The 17,695-nt window shown below is 50.9% G+C and carries 13 protein-coding genes; 6 read left to right on the top strand and 7 right to left on the bottom strand.

The annotated features are described in order from the left end of the window. Nucleotides 1-28 precede the first annotated feature (28 nt). Entirely contained in the window at nt 29-1,486 is a 1,458-nt protein-coding gene (locus EHT25_RS22295; RefSeq protein WP_124877381.1) for a hypothetical protein, read from the bottom strand. A 162-nt stretch (nt 1,487-1,648) separates the two neighbouring features. Here EHT25_RS22295 and rbsK point away from each other — a divergent pair, with 162 nt between their 5' ends. From rbsK to EHT25_RS22270, 5 genes are all read left to right on the top strand, one after another. After that, nucleotides 1,649-2,599 (top strand): ribokinase, encoded by a 951-nt coding sequence (rbsK, locus tag EHT25_RS22290; protein ID WP_124877380.1) that lies wholly within the window; start codon nt 1,649-1,651, stop codon nt 2,597-2,599. A 27-nt stretch (nt 2,600-2,626) separates the two neighbouring features. After that, on the top strand, nt 2,627-3,622 hold the full coding sequence (locus EHT25_RS22285; protein ID WP_124877379.1) for a GRP family sugar transporter: 996 nt from the start codon (nt 2,627-2,629) through the stop codon (nt 3,620-3,622). A gap of 103 nt (nt 3,623-3,725) precedes the next feature. After that, nucleotides 3,726-6,812: a SusC/RagA family TonB-linked outer membrane protein gene (locus EHT25_RS22280; protein WP_124877378.1), complete on the top strand. Its 3,087-nt coding sequence runs from the start codon at nt 3,726-3,728 to the stop codon at nt 6,810-6,812. Nucleotides 6,813-6,836: 24 nt separating this feature from the next. Continuing rightward, the gene (locus tag EHT25_RS22275; protein ID WP_124877377.1) at nt 6,837-8,417 is read left to right on the top strand and encodes a RagB/SusD family nutrient uptake outer membrane protein; all 1,581 of its coding nucleotides are present in this window, start codon (nt 6,837-6,839) and stop codon (nt 8,415-8,417) included. A gap of 19 nt (nt 8,418-8,436) precedes the next feature. After that, nucleotides 8,437-9,987 carry an ADP-ribosylglycohydrolase family protein gene (locus EHT25_RS22270; RefSeq protein ID WP_124877376.1) on the top strand — a complete coding sequence of 517 codons (1,551 nt, stop codon included), beginning with the start codon at nt 8,437-8,439 and terminating at the stop codon, nt 9,985-9,987. Between the two features lie 53 nt (nt 9,988-10,040). On the opposite strand, the gene EHT25_RS22265 is transcribed toward EHT25_RS22270, so the two are convergent. The 4 genes from EHT25_RS22265 to EHT25_RS22250 form a co-directional block, all read right to left on the bottom strand. Next, the gene (locus EHT25_RS22265) at nt 10,041-10,979 is read right to left on the bottom strand and encodes a ring-cleaving dioxygenase (RefSeq protein ID WP_124877375.1); all 939 of its coding nucleotides are present in this window, start codon (nt 10,977-10,979) and stop codon (nt 10,041-10,043) included. Nucleotides 10,980-11,194: 215 nt separating this feature from the next. Further along, a complete protein-coding gene (locus tag EHT25_RS22260; RefSeq protein ID WP_124877374.1) occupies nt 11,195-11,947 on the bottom strand; it encodes a DUF1223 domain-containing protein in 753 nt (250 codons plus the stop codon). 114 nt (nt 11,948-12,061) lie between these two features. Beyond that, a complete protein-coding gene (locus tag EHT25_RS22255) occupies nt 12,062-13,522 on the bottom strand; it encodes a serine hydrolase domain-containing protein (RefSeq protein WP_124877373.1) in 1,461 nt (486 codons plus the stop codon). Between the two features lie 181 nt (nt 13,523-13,703). Next, nucleotides 13,704-14,183 (bottom strand): DUF6252 domain-containing protein, encoded by a 480-nt coding sequence (locus EHT25_RS22250; RefSeq protein WP_124877372.1) that lies wholly within the window; start codon nt 14,181-14,183, stop codon nt 13,704-13,706. Between the two features lie 316 nt (nt 14,184-14,499). On the opposite strand from EHT25_RS22250, the gene EHT25_RS22245 reads away from it, so the two are divergent. Beyond that, a complete protein-coding gene (locus tag EHT25_RS22245) occupies nt 14,500-15,960 on the top strand; it encodes a serine hydrolase domain-containing protein (RefSeq protein ID WP_124877371.1) in 1,461 nt (486 codons plus the stop codon). A gap of 244 nt (nt 15,961-16,204) precedes the next feature. Here EHT25_RS22245 and EHT25_RS22240 read toward each other — a convergent pair whose 3' ends face one another. Continuing rightward, on the bottom strand, nt 16,205-16,795 hold the full coding sequence (locus EHT25_RS22240; protein ID WP_229311742.1) for an RpnC/YadD family protein: 591 nt from the start codon (nt 16,793-16,795) through the stop codon (nt 16,205-16,207). Nucleotides 16,796-16,887: 92 nt separating this feature from the next. Further along, on the bottom strand, nt 16,888-17,694 hold the full coding sequence (locus EHT25_RS22235) for a LytR/AlgR family response regulator transcription factor (protein WP_124877370.1): 807 nt from the start codon (nt 17,692-17,694) through the stop codon (nt 16,888-16,890). Between the last annotated feature and the right edge of the window lies 1 nt (nt 17,695).

Below are 17,695 nucleotides of genomic sequence, written 5' to 3'. Positions count from 1 at the left end.
GGGAACAGGATTCCCGGACATTCAATCCCTAATCCATCATCGCCCCAAACCAGTCTTTCAAGCCCAGCTCCAGAATCAACTGGCGTTCAAAGGGATCTTCCAGCAGCAGACGAGCTTGTGGTTTAAAAGCATGTAACGGTTTGTTTTTGAGCCAGTTCTTCAGCAACGTCAACACAAATTGTTCGGCCCGGTACCATTTTTTCTCGCTTTTAAGTTTTCGTTCAATCGAGCGAATCTCGTAGTGCAGGTAATCCCGGTTGTCCAGTGCGACGTGAATCAGCAGGTTCATTAACCGACAACTGATGTACAGAATGTGACTCAGCGAACGGGTGGGCTGATTCAGAATCTGGTTGATCTGAAACAGGGCCTGCGAATAATCCCGCAGGTTATAATGGATGCGTGCGATCGTCAATCCCAGTTGAACCTGTAACTGAATGGGCAACCTGGGTAAATCCCGGCTATTGGCTTCGCGTTGATTCTGAACGATTTGCAACGCCTGACACGCTTGTCCCCGGTTTACGGCACTGTGCAGGCGGTGTTCCAGAATCTGGTATGTAACTGTCATCGTCAGGCTCTCCGAGGGCGTCGAAACGGACTGGAGACGTTCCAGAAAATACTCCATTTTATCGTATTGCTCCGTTCCCCGCAGGGTTTGCAAAATACCGTTCAATAGGTGCAGGTAGTGATCCGGCCGATCGGCCCAGAGATGCTGATGGCATTGAAACAACCGATCCAACTCGTGCAAAACCCGTGAACTGCCTTCCAGATCGTCCGTCATCAAAAAGTAGGCCGACTGGAAATGTAAATGCAGTTGCTGCGACTCAAATGACTCAACCTGTTGACTAGTAAGCACCTGATGTTCTTCCAGGAGCAGATCATTCAATCGAACGCTTTCCTGCAAACTGCGCACTACGCCGGTTTTCCAATACCGCAGCAACAGAACCTCGAACAGCGAGGCATGTTGTTGCACCGTCAGTTCGTGTTCCAGCAACTCGCGGATTTTTTCCTGTTTTTCGACCAGTTTGGTTTCATTCCAGCCCACAAATTGCTGACGAACGCTGAATTGCAATTCCTGACGGGAAGCCAGGATGTAGAACATAAATTTCTCGTATTTCAATGCCAGACTTTTTGCTTTTTCGAGTTGCTCAAAACTGACGCTGATGAGTCCCCGGTTGAACAGAATCTGGCTATCCTGAATGAGGTTCATCAGCTTTTCTTCAACGGATTTGTCAGACTCAAACTGCCGGAGACTTTTCATCAAAACCCGGTATAAATGTTTCCGGGCGGGTTCAATGGTCGTGGCCGGGAATAACGTTTTCAGCTCTTCTTTCAACGCATCATTGAACAGTTCATACCGATCCAGACAATCAAAAAGCCGTAAATAGGCTTTCTCGCCCTGTTGCAGCGAAACCGTCAACCGGAAATACCGCTTCTCCGATTTGGTCATCGATTGGACCAACGGGTGCAAAACGTCAATGGGAATCATAGGAATAGCTGAATGGTGTGATTGGTAATGGCTTTAATTGTTGAAAATGGCTAAAAGAATAACAAATACCAATTTTAGCTTTAGCTAAAACCGTATTAATGTGGGATTAAAATATAATTTATTGCAGATATTTTTGTCTGGTTAATATAAAATAGAACTCCAATGCCCTCTCCGACCTTAATCTGCGTTGTTGGTAGCTCGAATACCGATATGGTTGTCAAAGCCGAAAAACTGCCCGCTCCGGGCGAGACGGTGATCGGTGGAAAATTTTTAATGAATCCCGGTGGAAAAGGGGCCAATCAGGCGGTGGCTGCGGCCCGGTTGGGTGGTCAGGTGGCGCTGGCGGCCAAAGTGGGGAACGACGTATTTGGCAAACAGGCCATCCAGCAGTTTCAACGGGAAAAAATAAATCCGAAATACATCACCACCGATCCGGAGCAGCCGTCGGGCGTGGCGCTGATCAACGTCGATGCCAAAGGCGAGAATTGCATTACGGTGGCACCCGGTTCCAACAGCCGCCTGAAACCGGAGGATGTCGAGTTGATACTGGACGATCTGCAGCCGTCGGCGCTGGTGCTGCTGCAACTGGAGATTCCGCTGCCCACCGTCGATTACGTCATTCGCCGGAGTTTTGAAAAGGGCCTGCGGGTGATTCTGAATCCGGCTCCAGCCCAGCCACTACCCGCCGATTTATTCACCTGTTTACACCTCATCACGCCCAACGAAACCGAAGCCGAACTGCTGACCGGGATTCGGGTAACGGATTTGAAAACCGCCGAAAAAGCCGCTCAGGAACTGCGGACAAAAGGCGTTCCCAACGTCATTATTACGCTGGGGTCCAAAGGGGCTTACCTGTTGACCGATACGATTTCGACCTTGATACCTGCTCCGCCCGTCACGGCTGTTGACACCACAGCCGCCGGAGATTGCTTCAACGGGGCGCTGGCCGTGGCCCTGGCCGAAGACCTGCCGCTCGAACAGGCCGTGGCATTTGCCTGTAAAGCCGCTTCAATTTGCGTAACCCGAATGGGTGCTCAGGCGTCGTTGCCCCACCGCCGGGAGGTCAACAGCCTGCCCCTGATCAATCACATTCCGTATTCCAGTAATTCCTAATAACCAGACCCTTAATCCTTTTGACTTATGTTTATCATTCCGACGTACACCTTAGCGGTTTTGTTTTGCGTCATTACCATGCTCTGTTGGGGATCGTGGGCGAACACGCAGAAACTGGCCGCCGGCCACTGGCGTTTTGAGCTGTTTTACTGGGATTATGTCCTGGGCATTGTCATTCTGGCGCTGCTGTCGGCGTTTACACTGGGCAGCAATGGAGCCGGTGGGCGGTCTTTTCTGGCCGACGTTGCGCAGGCTGATCAAAGCAATTTATTCCTGGCTATTCTGGGTGGGCTGGTGTTCAATGCCGCCAATATTCTGCTGGGGGCCGCTATTTCCATTGCGGGCATGGCGGTGGCTTTCCCGGTTGGTATCGGACTGGCACTCGTCATTGGTGTGATTGTCAATTACCTGGACGCTCCCGTCGGTAATGCCACCATTCTATTTGGTGGTGTGGCGCTCATCATGGTAGCGATTCTGCTGAATGCGAATGCGTACCGCAAAAATGCGGACAAGTCGACGGGAGTTTCGACCAAAGGGTTGGCGCTGGCCATTGTCAGTGGTTGCATGATGGGGCTGTTTTATAAATACGTGGCTCAGTCGATGTTCCCGGATTTCAACACGCCGGAACCCGGTAAACTGAGTCCGTACACCGCCGTCGTCTTTTTTTCGGTGGGCGTTCTGGTCAGCAACCTGCTCTTCAACACGCTATTGATGATGCGTCCTTTTGTTGGAAAACCGGTCAGCTACGCCGATTATTTCAGGGGCGGATTGCGGAATCACCTGATGGGTATTCTGGGTGGCATTATCTGGTGCATTGGTTTCTCGTTCAGCATCATCGCGTCCGACCAGGCGGGACCGGCCATTTCCTACGGGCTTGGTCAGGGAGCAACAGTGGTGGCCGCCATTTGGGGGATTTATGTCTGGCGGGAGTTTCGCGATGCGTCGAAAAGTACGTACCGGATCCTGAATGTCATGCTGCTCTGTTACGTCGTCGGCCTTAGTCTACTGATTATCGCGCGCTAGTATCCAGCCAATTTGCTGCAAAAAAGAGCCGCCCAACGGGTGGAGTGGTTCGTGCGTCCTTACAATTCCTAAAAACGAGTAAAACCCTTAAATCTTTACGAAAATGAAACCATCTCAACGGTTCAGCATCCTTCATTTCCTGCTGGGAATAGGACTTTTCAGTCAATTGGTTTACCCGGATTCGGCTCGGGCTTCGCCCACGTTAAAAACCGCCTTTGGTAATTTCGGAAAAAGAAGTGTTTTGCTGCCCATTTCGGGCCGGGTGACGGGTGATAAAGGCGAAGCCGTTCCGGGCGTGAGTGTGGTTTTGAAAGGAACAACGCGCGGAACCACCACCGATGCCGAGGGCGGTTTTCGCCTGGAAGTGCCCGACGCAAGTGCTACGCTGGTGTTTTCCTTTGTCGGTTATCTAACGCAGGAAATCACCGTCGGAAACCGTACCACGATCGATGTGCAACTGGCGTCCGACGAAAAGGCGCTGAGCGAAGTGGTCGTGGTCGGGTATTCAACCATCAAGAAAGAATCGCTGACCGGGGCCGTAACCGCCATCAAAGGGCCGGAACTCGTCAAACGAACGACTTCCAACGTGCAACAGGCGTTGCAGGGACAAATGCCGGGTTTGACGGTTTTGGATCAGGGTGCGGGGCCGGGGAAAACCAACATGGTGATGCGGATTCGGGGAATCACTACGCTGGGTGCCAATGAGCCGCTGGTGATTGTCGACGGCATCGAACAGCGGCTGAGCGACATCAACCCCCTTGATATTGAATCGGTTTCGGTTTTGAAAGATGCCTCATCGACGGCGATTTACGGCTCGCGGGCGGCCAACGGCGTTATTCTGCTCACCACCAAACGGGCCGCGAGCGGTAAAGTTTCGGTTTCGTACAACGGCTATTACGCGCTGCAAAACACGAACAACAATCCCGTTCACATGGGCCTGGAAGATTACCTGCGGCTGCAGCAAACCGCCTGGACCAACTCGACCGGCGGACCGGGTATTTTCACCGATGCTTATATTCAGGAATATTTATCAGCCACCGACCGACTGAAATACCCGCTGCCCAACACCTGGTACGATGCGGTTTTGCACACGGCACCCCAGATGAATCATTCGGTTTCGGTCAGTGGCGGCAACGAAAACATCAAGGCGCTGCTGAGCATCCGGTATCAGAACCAGCAGGGAATTATCGCCAATTCGGATTCGAAAATCAGCGAGGTTCGGTTGAATACGGATTACCGGCTTTCGTCGCGCCTGAAATTCAGCACGGATATCAATTACCGGGCGAATAAAATTCTGTCACCGATCAACGAAAATGACGTCTTCAATAAAATGCTGCAAACGTCGCAGTGGACGGTTCCGCGTTACCCGGATGGCACTTACGGTATCAGCTCCGATGGGTATAATCCGCTGTTGTCGGCGGAAGTCGCCGGAACCGCCCGGACACTGGATGAATACCTCTTCGGAAATTTTAAAGGCGAACTGCAAATTCTGAAAGGCCTGACGTTTACGACCCAACTGGGTGCCCGCGTTACGCTAACCACCGGGAAAAACTACACCAATCGCTACGAAGTTCGGGATTATTTCAACCCGTCGATTGTACGGAAAAGCGTGCCGCTCAACAGCCTGACCGAAAACCGCAACGACGTCCGGGAGTTTACGATGAACAACCTGCTGAATTACAGCACTAACATCGGCGATCACACGATCAATGCGCTGCTTGGCTATTCGCAGATCGAAAACAAAGGGCGTTCGCTCAGCGCGTATCGCCAGGGATTTTACAGCAACGACCTTCAATCCATCGGCTCGGGCACGAACGATGCGACCAAAAACAACGGCGGAACGGAGTATTCGTGGGGATTGCGGTCGTATTTCGGGCGGATCAACTACGCGTACAAAGATCGGTATCTGTTTGAGGCCAACGGCCGCTACGACGGCTCCTCCCGGTTTTTGAGCAACAACCGCTACAGCTTTTTTCCGTCGGTATCAGCCGGTTGGCGGGTTTCAGAGGAAAAATTCTGGGGTGAACTAAGCCGTTACGTGAGCGAATTGAAACTGCGGGGTTCGTGGGGACAAACTGGAAATCAGGCCGTCGAGTTGTACAGCGGTTTGGCTACGTTGAGTTCGGGTGTTTATTCGTTCAACGGTCTTCCGGCGCAGACGTTCCAGCAGACCCGCATTGCCAACCAGAACCTGACCTGGGAAACCACCACGCAGTCTAATTTTGGGCTGGACGCCAATTTTCTGAACAACCGGTTTTCGGTCAGCATCGATTATTACCGGAAATCGACGGACGGCATTCTGCTCACGTTGCCCGTTCCGGGAACGCTGGGTTTGTTGCCCGCTCCGCAAAACGCCGGAACGGTTGAAAACAAAGGCTGGGAGTTTGTCGTCAACACGCGCAACAAGGTTGGCCCGGTGGGCATCGACGCCAGTTTCAACTTTAACATCAACCAGAACAACGTCGGCAATCTGGCGGGAACCGGGCCGTACATTACGGGAGGGAACGAAACGCGCTACATCACGGCGGAAGGCTACGCCATCAATTCATTCTGGGGGTACAAAACCGCCGGACTCTTTCAAACGGCGGAAGAAATCAAGAATTATCCGACGATGCGAACCGGTATTATGCCGGGCGACGTGAAGTTTCTGGACCTGAACAACGACGGGAAAATTACCCCGACGGATATGACGTTTCTCGGTCTGAGTTTCCCGAAATACACCTTTGGCTCCAGCCTGAATTTTACGTACAAAGGGTTTTCACTGAATATGTTGTTCCAGGGAACGGCGGGTTCGAAAGCGCGGGTGGGAGGGGCCATCATTGAAATGGGCATCTGGGGCGGTTTTACCCACGAACTCATTGCGGGGAATTACTGGACACCGCAAAACCCCAACGCCCGGTTTTCGCGACCGCTCAAATACGACCTCCGGAATTTTGTGATGTCCGACCGGGATTTGATGAATGGCTCGTATCTGCGGCTGAAGAACGTGCAGTTGATGTACCAGATTCCGTCGGTTCTGACCCGCAAAATTCGCATCGAACGGGCGAGCGTTTACATCGCGACCACCAACCTGCTCACGTTTTCGGCGCTCAACGAATGGAACGTGGACCCCGAAACCGTACCCGGTGGCCGCACGGAGCAATACCCGCAAACTGCCCTTTCCACGCTGGGTCTGAACATTCAGTTTTAATCAGTCACTCTTAAGCAGAAACCGATGAAAAATCTAAAAACGATCCTGTTCGTCGTTGCCGCATCCGCTGTTTTTTCGGGCTGCAATGAGCAATTGCTGGAAACGATTCCGAACGACCGGGTGTCGTCCGAAATTTTCTGGAAAACGGAAAATGACGCCATTCTGGCCACCAATGCGGTTTATACGTACCTGGAATTACCGGCCAGTTACACCAACTGGGATGCGATGTCGGACATCGGCCACGTAACGCTGGGTTGGCGGGAAGAATCCATCATTGAAAAAGGGGCTTATGACGCGACCTACGCCCGGATTCTGAACGAATGGAACGACTCGTACAAAGGGATTCAGGCCGCCAACGCCTTCCTGACCAATGTCGATAAGGTGACGACGACCAACAAAGACCTGATCAACCGACTGAAAGGCGAAGTGCGCACGCTGCGGGCGTATTTTTACATCAAACTGGCGGTTTTGTACGGCGATGTGCCGCTGGTGATCACGAACATTACGGTGGAGGAAAGCCGCAAGCTGACCCGCACCCCGGTGGCGCAGGTTTGGGATTTTATCTCCAAAGAGTTTACGGAAGCTGCGGTTTTACTGCCGACCGTGCAAACGGAGAAAGGCCGGGTGACCAAAGGAGCAGCGTTGGCACTGAATGCCAGAGCGTTGCTCTACGCCGGTCGGTTTAAGGAAGCGGCTGCTGCGGCCAAACAGGTGATGGATTTGAACGTCTATAACCTGTATTCTTCCTACGAAAATCTGTTTACGTATGCGGCCGAAAACAACGTGGAAGTGATTTTCGACAAGCAGTCCATCAAGGATATTCAGCCGAACAATATTTTTAGTTTGACAACGCCCAACAGCGTGTTTCCGCAGGTGAACAGTTTTGTGCCGACGAAGCAGGCCGTGGATGCGTACCGGATGACGAACGGCAAGGAGATCACCGATCCAACGAGCGGTTTTAATCCGAAAATGCCTTACGTCAACCGCGACCCGCGTCTGCGCTACTCGATCTACGTGCCGGGTTCGGAACTGCCGAACGGGAAAATCTACGACTCGCGGCCGGGAAGCGGAACGGGCGATGCGATCGGTAATTCCGAAAACTCGACGGGAACTGGTTTTAATACCCGGAAATACCTGAACAAAGAAGACATGACGCAGCCGAATAACAGCGGTATCAACCTCATTATCATGCGGTACGCCGAAATTCTGCTGATTTATGCCGAAGCCAAAATCGAAGCCGGCGACATCGATCAGAGCGTTCTGGATGCGATCAACAAAGTGCGGAGTCGGCCTGATGTCAACATGCCCGCCGTTGCCAGCATCGGATCGCAGGCCGACATGCGGAAACTGGTGCGGAATGAGCGACAGGTCGAACTGGCGTTCGAAGGCCTGCGGTATTTCGACATCCGGCGCTGGCGCATTGCCGAAACCGTAGTCCCCGGCGTTTTGCTGGGTATGACTTACGCCGATGCTGCGGGCGAATTGAAAACCATTTCGTTACCGGCTTTTGTAAAAGTCTTCAACAAAGACCGCGACTACCTCTGGCCGATTCCGCAGCGCGAACGCGAACTCAATCCCAACTTAACTCAAAACCCCAACTGGTAATTTTCAACCTGATTTCATTATGAAAAAAGTCTTTCTGTTATCCCTCAGTCTAATCGTTCTGGCGGCTTTTCAGCCCCCTAAAAGCGCACCCAAAGCCGTGACGATGTCAAAAACCGCTTTGCAGAATAAAATCAAAGGCGGCTGGGCCGGTCAGGTGATTGGCTGCACCTTTGGCGGACCCACGGAGTTCCGTTATCCGGGAACGATGATCAATGATTACCAGAATATTCCGTGGTACGACGGCTACATCAAACACACGATGATCAACAATCCGGGACTGTACGACGATCTGTACATGGACCTCACGTTCGTCGATGTATTTGAAAAAGAGGGACTTGACGCGCCGACGGCTTCTCACGCCAAGGCCTACGCTAACGCCGAATACATGCTCTGGCACGCCAATCAGGCCGGTCGCTACAACATTCTGAATGGCATCAACGCCCCCGAATCTGGCCACTGGCTCAATAATCCGCACGCCGATGACATTGATTTCCAGATCGAAGCGGATTTTTCGGGCCTGATGGCCCCCGGCATGCCGAATACGGCTGCTCAGATCGGCGACGGCATTGGCCACATCATGAACTACGGCGACGGCTGGTATGGCGGGGTGTATGTGGGAGCGATGTATTCGCTGGCGTTCGTTTCGAGCGATATTAACTACGTGGTGAAGGAATCCCTGAAAACGATTCCGGCGCAAAGCACTTTCTATCAATGCATTGCGGACGTGATCAAGTGGCACGCGAAATATCCGAACGACTGGAAACAGACGTGGTTTGAAACCCAGCGCAAGTGGGCCGACGAAGTGGGTTGTCCCGATGGCGTGCATGTTCCGTTCAACATCGACGCAAAAATCAACGCGGCTTACATTGTGATCGGGTTGCTGTACGGCAACGGCGATTTCACCAAAACGATGGAAATCAGTACCCGATGCGGGCAGGATTCCGACTGCAATCCGTCATCGGCGGGAGGGATTTTAGGTACGATGATCGGGTACGACAAAATCCCGGCGCACTGGACGATGGGGCTGAAAGAAGCCGAAGACATTGACTTCAAATACACAACGATGTCGCTGAATGACGTCTACCAGATGGGCTTGAAACACGCTTTGCAGGTGGTGCAGAAGAATGGCGGGCAGGTGTCGGGCGACAACGTTACCATTGCCGTACAAACGCCGAAAACCGTTCGGCTGGAACAGGCTTTTACGGGCCATTTTCCGATCGAGAAAAAAACGATTCAGAAAGAGTTGACCGATGAATACACCACTGAATTTGACGGCATTGGTTTCGTGTTGATGGGCAATGCCGGAGCGGCCCGGCAGTCGGCTCCGCGCGAGCGATCGAATGCTAATTACGTTTTCAACGCCGAATTGTATCTGGATGGCAAACGGGTTGAAACCGCTAAACTGCCCGTTAGTTTCACGTCACGACGCCACGATCTGTTCTGGAAATACCAACTGCCGAAGGGCAAACATTCGATTCGGGTGAAAGTGCTCAACCCGAATCCAGAGTACACGATCCGGATGACGAACCTGTTGACGTATGACAACAAGCCGATCAAAGCCAATTTGTAACTAGAGATGGTTGGTAAATGGGTAACGGCTTCGAATCGTTACCCATTTCTGTTTTACCCCAAAACCGGTAAATGACTTTCGATCTCCGCGCGTCGTGGTTCGTATTGCGGGGGCAGCATCAGATGCGTGCCCAGCTCACTGACCGGTTCGTCGACGGAAAAGCCGGGGTTGTCAGTCGCGATTTCAAACAGAACCCCACCCGGTTCACGGAAGTAGATCGAATGAAAATAATTCCGGTCGATCTGCTCGGTCACGTTGAACCCTTTATCGGCAAGGCGCTCCTGAAACCCCTTCTGAACCGCTTCATCTTTAACCCGAAACGCCACGTGGTGGATCGTTCCGCCCGCTACGTGCCCCCGGTTTTCACCCGGCACCTCCACCAGATCGATCAGGGAGGCATTTTCGACCGCGCTGGTCGCAAACCGGTAGCGGTTGACGTGTTGATCAATGAGTTGGTAGCCAAAGAGTTCGGTTAGCAAATCCGCCGTGGGTTTGATGTTTTGCAGCGTTAGCGTCGTGTTGTGAAAACCTTTGGTTGCCACATCCGCCTTCACCTCACTGGTTTCCCAGGGCGTCCGATTGTCGGCGGTTTTTGAAACAATCAGTTCCAGTTTCAGGCCATCGGGGTCCAGAAAAGGGAGGTAGGTTTCTCCGAACCGCTGCGTGGGTTTGTTATAAATGACGTTGTGATCGGCAAACCGTTTTTGCCAGAACTCCAGACTGCCATCCGGAACAGAATACCCAATTTCGGTCGCCATGCCCGTCCCCCGGCGTCCCGGCTGCACGGCATTGCCCCACGGAAAAAACGTCAGGATGGTACCCGGCGAGCCGCCTTCGTCGCCGAAATAGAAATGGTAGGTGTGCGGATCATCGAAGTTGACGGTTTTTTTGATAAACCGCAGGCCCAGCACTTTGGTGTAAAAATTGAAATTTTTCTGGGCGTTTCCGGCAATGGCCGTGATGTGGTGCAGGCCTAAAATCTGTTCTTCCATGGGTGTGATGTCTCGGGGACGGTTTTTTTGGGACGGCGCAAAAATGCGTGGCAATATAGGTAATTGCCCCCGTTGATTTGAGCATTAGCCAACTGAAACGCGGCAATTGGTATTCTGATAGTGATGTCAAAACAGAAAAAACAAGCGAGGGGTAGAGAGAAAAAGCCACCGTACCGGATTGTACAGCGGCTTAATCCGGATAGAAAACGTAAAACTTACAAATCCAGTTTATGGGCTCCGGTTATTAATAGGCCCTGCCGAGCTTGAGCGTACGCGATGATCGATCCCTTCGATCGGTCAAAATCGGCTGGTAATGAAAGCGTTATGTTTCCAGATTCGCTAGCCGGGACGGTTTCTAAGGTACGGACAACGTTGCGGTGTTCGAGTTTCCGTCCGGCATTCTCGCCCCGGCTAACGGTCGTTTCCGTCGATTTGCTGACCAGGGCCACATGCAAAACCGCATCCTGAAAACCGCCTTTCAGCTTATAGGCGACCGTTACAGCCTCCGGTTTTTGGACTGACAAGGCGAGCGAAATTGCCACCGTGGCGGGTTGGCTCAACGATTCGGCCAGGGAAGATTGAAGCCGTTGCCGGTTTGATCCCACAAATTCCGTTTTTCCATTGACCACTTCCTGGGGCGTGTAAACGCCTTTTGCGGCAAACTGGCGGGCGTATTGGCGTTGCCGGTTCGAAAACTGGCGATTGCTATACGGATCTTTCCAACCCAGCCGGTCCCAGTAATCGACGTGAAACGACAAACCGTAGACGTGCTGGTTCTTAGAATTCGCTTCCGTAATGACCTCATTGAGCAGTTTGTCGGCGGGTGGGCAACTGGAGCAGCCCTGCGACGTAAATAATTCCAGAACGGCAACGGGTTCGTAACCGGCATTCAAACGCTGTTCGGGGGAGGCACCAATCAATGCCAGGCAACAAACGGCCAGCGTTGAACAATTCAGTAAGGCTTTCATAAGGTTCAGACCGTCAATGGCTCCGGCGGTTTTACAAGGTTCAATTACTTAATGGCGTATAAGACACTTGATTAACACAATCATCCCGGAAAAGGTGTCACCGGTTTTTCTCCCTTATTTTTCTTTGGTAAACACATCGCCGTACAATTTGATTGCCTTCACCTGACTGCTGTTTTCGTAGATGACCTCCAGTCGTTGTTGCTCGTCCCGATCCACGAAGCTTTCGGGGCTTTCCGGAATAAGTTCCATGACGGCCTTTTCCCAGTGCGGCTTCAGGTAGAGTTTTCCGTTGGTTTGAACTATCTCGAATGGGTAATCCGGCATGCTGTATTTGCCAACGATCCGGCTGATCTGGTCTGCGCTTAAGTTGTACTTTTTGACTACGGTCGGTTTGTAAAAATTCCAGCCGTAGACTTTCGAGATACTTCTCATCAGGTCATAAATGATGGTAAAACCGTTGTCGGAATTGGTCATCACCACAACACCGTTGCCGTGGTGTGCCTGCGCTACGTATAAACTGCGAAAACCCTCATTGGAGCCACCGTGAATAAACAGCAACGAATCCCCTTCGTTTTGCATCATGGGGCCCAAGCCGTACAGATCCCGGTTTTTGGTCAGCATTTGCTCCGTCATCGCTTTGGAAATCACCCGGTTGGATTTCCCCTGTACGGATTTCTGAATTTCAATCACATAACGCGCCAGATCGGATGGGGTTGTCCACAAACCGGCGGCCGCCATTTCAGGATAAGTATGCCAATTGCCCGCAACAGCCTGGCCGTTAACTAAATAACCCGTAGCCGCCAACCTACGGAACCGGTCGGCCAGTGGTTGCTCGTAGCTGCTATGTCGCATTCCGAGCGTTGACAGAACCGTTTCCTGCATCAGAACCGGGAACGGTTTATTGAACTGGTCGACCAACGCTTTTTGCAAAACCGTATACCCGCCACCCGAATACCGGAACATAGAACCGGGGACGGTGTCTGGTAGAACCGCTGGTGAATTCGCTGGTTTTTCACCCTTCAAAACGTGAAGCAGCGAGGGAATTTCTTCACCGGTTGCGTACCCCCGAAAACCGTGTACGCTTAACCCGGCGGTGTGGCTCAGAATGCGCCGGAGCGTTACCTGTTCCGTTTTGGTGTATCGATTGTCCTGTAATTGCCAGCCTTTCAAATACGTATTGACGGGTCGATCCAACGAAAATTTTCCTTTTTCAACCCAATGTAAAGTCGCCAGAGCGGCTACCGGTTTACTGATTGAAGCGGCCTGAAACAGGGTATTTTCATCGACCGGGTGTTTATCCTCCTCACTGGCAAAACCGTATCCTTTTGTCCACTCAATTTTGCCATCCTGAATGACGGCAATGCTGAGTCCGGGAATCTTGAGTTCGGCCATCCGATCGGTCAGATTGAACGGCGGTTCACCTTCAACGACAATGGCGGGTAAAAGCGTATTTTCAACCTGCCGGATTTTGTCTGATAAATGAGATTGTGCCTGAACAGTACCGCAACCAGATATCAGTAAAAACAGGAAACCGGAAAACCGCCTGGAGCGAATAGAAATCGGTGAAATGGGCATTGGGCAACTAAATTTTTTTGTAATATATAATTTAATTATATATAAAGTTTTTATACTGGAAAATTTCCTTAAAATTTCCCCTGGCTGGTCTGTACAACTGGGCAATAGGTACGAAAAAAAACGGCCCTTCTTGCGAAAGGGCCGTGTGGATATAGCGAGGGTTAGTAACTGTGGGAATTGGCTACCGGAACGTTACGTTGAAGCTGCCTTCCGTTAATGCCTTTTTCTGCGCACCGGCGGAGTCATAAGCGGTAAAACTAAAGGTACCAGCCACGGTTGTTGCGGTTTTCGTTGTGATGGTAATGGTTCCGGTTCCGCCGTTGATGGTCGAAAAACTTTGTTGACCGAGGTTCATTACTCCAAACGTAACATTACTGATTTCGTGGGTTCCGACGCCAGCGGTATTGGGCAGCGCAATGGCTACAACATCACTGGTTTTGCTGTCCAGGCCATAAATGGCGTAGTACTTATCATTGCCCGGAAAATTAGTCAGGGCGTACGAAAAATCCGGCGCGTAGCTTTTGCCATCAATTTTAACCCGGAAACCAGCGGTGCTTGTCGCGGCTTCCTGCGGGGAAACATCGTCCGATTTTTTGCTGCAGGAACTGAAACCGACGAAACCAATGAGGGTGAGGAGGATAAAAAATTTTGAAGCTTTCATGATTTTAGAGCGTTGTTGTTAAGAGTTTGAATCGGGCGATTGCAAGGAAATTTTGTTTGTTGGTTGAACCTTGTTTCCCTTTGATGCTTCAAAACTACAACGGCTGGTAGGGCAGAAAATCAGGACTATGCAGGAGGGGCTTCTGGCTTTAAACGCGGTGGTAATTACCCTACATTTGGTTAAAAAAGGAAACGTGGGTGTAGTCTGCTGTCTGATAATTGAAGATTTCGGTAGCGATCGTGTAACCTTGTGATGAAATGGAAGTTACCTGCGGGATCTTAATTGCACGGCTTTTTGGGAGCAACGAAAAATTCAAATGAAACAACAGATACAGAAATGGACGCTGTGCTTTATCGCACTGAGTGCGTTCTTTACCGGAATAAATCCGGTTTTTGCTCAAACGGCCGATATTGAAACCATTATACAGCGTGAAATGAAAGAGCGCCGGATTCCCGGGCTCCAGCTGGCGGTCGTTCAACGCGGGAAAATAGTCCTGCTGAAATCGTATGGCATTGGCAATATTCAATATTCGACTCCCGTCACCAATCAAAGTGTTTTCTCGATCAATTCCTGCACCAAAGCCTTTACCGGCGTCGCGGTGATGCAATTAGTAGAGGAGGGGAAAGTAGATCTGGCGGCCCCGGTTTCCCGTTACCTTGGTGGACTACCGGCGACCTGGCAGCCTGTAACGATCCGGCAATTGCTGACGCACGTTTCCGGTTTGCCGGACATTCTTCGGGTAATTGATTCGTCGCCGATGGGCCGGGTGATGGACGAGGAAACCGCCTGGGAAAAAACGAAGGCGATGCCGATGGATTTTCCGACCGGGACGCAATTTCTGTATAACCAGACCAACTACGCTTTACTGGGGAAAATCATCGAAAAATTTCGCGAAAAGCCGTTTGCTGAAGTTTTTCAGGAGCGGCAGTTACGGGTTGTCGGGATGCCCAATACCGGTTTGGGCGATTCGCGCGATGTGATTCCGAACAAAACACAATCGTATGGATATGTTACCAAAATGGACGGACGGACTTTCCCGGAGGGCAAACTGACTAACTCGTATGAAATTTTTCCGGCTTTTCGTCGCACCGCATCCGGGATGAACAGCACGGCGGAAGACCTGGCTCGCTGGATTATCGGACTGCAAGGGGGCCAACTTTTTCAATCAAAAACCACCCTAAACGCACTCTGGACGCCGGGAAAATACAATGACGGCAGACCAACGCAGTGGGCGATGGGCTGGGTGACCAAACCGCGCCCCCAACACAGCGCGATGATTGCTACGGGTGGAGGGCGCTCGGCTTTTTTTGTGTATCCCGAAGATGAACTGGCGATTGTGGTATTAACCAACCTGGCGGGCGCTTCCCCGGAGGAGTTTATCGATGAACTGGCGGGCTGCTACAACCCGGAAATCCCGAAATCCGACCCCATTACGACGCTCCATGTGGCATTGCGCAAAAGCGGTTTTGAAAACGCCGGTGCGGTTTATGCGGAAGAAAAAAAGAAAAATCCGCGTTTCCAGCCGACCGAAACCGATCTGAACGACTGGGCCTACCGGATGATGAGCCGGGGTCAACTCAAAGAAGCGCTGGGTATTTTCAAGCTCAATGTCGATCTGTTTCCGGAAAGCTGGAATGTGTATGACAGCTATGGGGAAGCCCTTTATAAAAATGGGCAAAAGGAGGACGCGATCGTCATGTATAAGAAATCAATCGCGTTGAATGCGGACAACCAGGGCGGAAAACAGATGCTGGAGCGGATTTTGAAAACACCCTGAAGTCCTTAAAACCGCTATTTCGCAGCGATTTTTTGCTGGATTTCCTTTACGAATTCAATTGTTACGTCGGCAATTTTCGCTACTCGTTCAATGGTGAAATTCGTTTCTGTTAACAAATTGGTTACAAACTTTGTCTGTGTCTGCTATTTTGCTTTCTCCTCGCCATCATCAATTCCAAGCAAGTAAAGAGCATCTTTTTCTTTGCTGATAAATTTGGCAATGCTGTCCATAACAGTTTTTAATGTTAGTTGTAAGTTACGTAATTGAGCCAAGACACGCAACTGATTGAAATATCTAACGCAAAATCACCGCTAGTCGTTTCTTCAATCCGATGAATGATTTGCTGCAACGCGTTCTCGGGGTCTTCTCCTTGAAAATCGGCCAGAATGCTCAGAACGATTTCTTCGGGATATGTTGATTTGAGAAAAACGTGGTAATCGAGGCTGTCAAACGAAATCAGCGAAAAATTAAATTTTAGACACTTACGGTTTAGTTGCGTGGGCATGTGCGGTTTTGGCGATCCTAAGAAAATGACAAATTGCTCAATTGGTAATTCGTATTTTCGTTCGAGCATGATGTAGTATTCAGCCATGCGGTAAATCATTTTAGGCTCGTCGGCTACCTGAAATTCAATCTGCAGAATGAATGTAATGCCCTGGTTATCGGTGATCTTCTTCAGTACATCCGGTTTTCGTTCTTTCGTATGCTGAATGTCATCGGGCAACTCTTCAGACAAAACCGCCGTGATTCCAAGGACGTTTTGCATCAAACTCGGTATGACGGCTTCAATATTTTCTTTGAAAATCTTGTCATACTGATTTATTTGTTTGCTCATGCATTAAAATTAAGAAAAATCACCGGTAAGTGTTCTGTTTCAATCAAAACCGGTCTTAGTTTCGAGTGGTTGCAAAAGAATGCTGACCGGTTTTACTTCAATTTTCCTGAATTCACGTAAAAATCCGACAGCAGCGACAGAAATTCATCCTTGCGACGGCGCGATACTTCGATTTCGGTGTTGTCGCTCATCCAGACCTGGCCGCCGTCGCCCTTGACATACCGCTTGATGTGTTCGAGGTTGATGATGTTCGACTGGTGAACGCGGAAAAAATAATAGTTATCCAGAATCTCTTCGTACTCCTTCAATAACCGCGACACCACAATGGCCGGGCCTTTGACAAGGTGAAATTTGGTGTACGAACCCAGCGATTCGCACTGAATAATTTCGGTCATTTGCACAAAATGAATGCCTTCGGCGGTGGGCAGGGCAATGCGCTGGTTGTCGTTTTTTTTGCGCTGGACCAGCCGCAGGCTCGGGGTGGTCTCGATCTGCTCCTGCAAGATCTGCAACTGCTGCGGATTGACGCTACCTACTTTGGATTTAAACCGCTCGACCGCCGTCTGCAATTCTTCCGGGTCGATCGGTTTGAGCAGGTAATCGATGGCGCTGAACCGGAACGCCCGAATGGCGTATTCCTGGTAGGCCGTGGTGAAAATGACTCCGAAATCGACCTTTTCGAAACTCGACAGCATTTCAAAGCCGGATTTACCCGGCATCTGAATATCCAGAAAAATCAGGTTCGGACGCTCTTTTTTAATGAGTTCGATGCCCAGATCGGCGTTTTTCGCTTCCCCGCAAATTTCCACTTCCGGGCAAATCAGCTTCAGCAGATTGGTAAGTGCTTCGCGGGCGTTGGTTTCGTCGTCAATTATAACCGCACGGAGTTGTTGGCTCATA

Source organism: Larkinella rosea, from assembly GCF_003858635.1.
GTDB lineage: Bacteria > Bacteroidota > Bacteroidia > Cytophagales > Spirosomataceae > Larkinella > Larkinella rosea.
The sequence above is the reverse complement of the archived record's forward strand: the minus strand, read 5'-3'. Positions and strand labels throughout refer to the sequence as shown.

Coding starts and splice junctions, on each gene's coding strand:
- EHT25_RS22295 (WP_124877381.1), bottom strand. CDS start 1,486: ATGATTCCCATTGACGTTTTGCACCCGTTGGTCCAATCGATGACCAAA.
- rbsK (WP_124877380.1), top strand. CDS start 1,649: ATGCCCTCTCCGACCTTAATCTGCGTTGTTGGTAGCTCGAATACCGAT.
- EHT25_RS22285 (WP_124877379.1), top strand. CDS start 2,627: ATGTTTATCATTCCGACGTACACCTTAGCGGTTTTGTTTTGCGTCATT.
- EHT25_RS22280 (WP_124877378.1), top strand. CDS start 3,726: ATGAAACCATCTCAACGGTTCAGCATCCTTCATTTCCTGCTGGGAATA.
- EHT25_RS22275 (WP_124877377.1), top strand. CDS start 6,837: ATGAAAAATCTAAAAACGATCCTGTTCGTCGTTGCCGCATCCGCTGTT.
- EHT25_RS22270 (WP_124877376.1), top strand. CDS start 8,437: ATGAAAAAAGTCTTTCTGTTATCCCTCAGTCTAATCGTTCTGGCGGCT.
- EHT25_RS22265 (WP_124877375.1), bottom strand. CDS start 10,979: ATGGAAGAACAGATTTTAGGCCTGCACCACATCACGGCCATTGCCGGA.
- EHT25_RS22260 (WP_124877374.1), bottom strand. CDS start 11,947: ATGAAAGCCTTACTGAATTGTTCAACGCTGGCCGTTTGTTGCCTGGCA.
- EHT25_RS22255 (WP_124877373.1), bottom strand. CDS start 13,522: ATGCCCATTTCACCGATTTCTATTCGCTCCAGGCGGTTTTCCGGTTTC.
- EHT25_RS22250 (WP_124877372.1), bottom strand. CDS start 14,183: ATGAAAGCTTCAAAATTTTTTATCCTCCTCACCCTCATTGGTTTCGTC.
- EHT25_RS22245 (WP_124877371.1), top strand. CDS start 14,500: ATGAAACAACAGATACAGAAATGGACGCTGTGCTTTATCGCACTGAGT.
- EHT25_RS22240 (WP_229311742.1), bottom strand. CDS start 16,795: ATGAGCAAACAAATAAATCAGTATGACAAGATTTTCAAAGAAAATATT.
- EHT25_RS22235 (WP_124877370.1), bottom strand. CDS start 17,694: ATGAGCCAACAACTCCGTGCGGTTATAATTGACGACGAAACCAACGCC.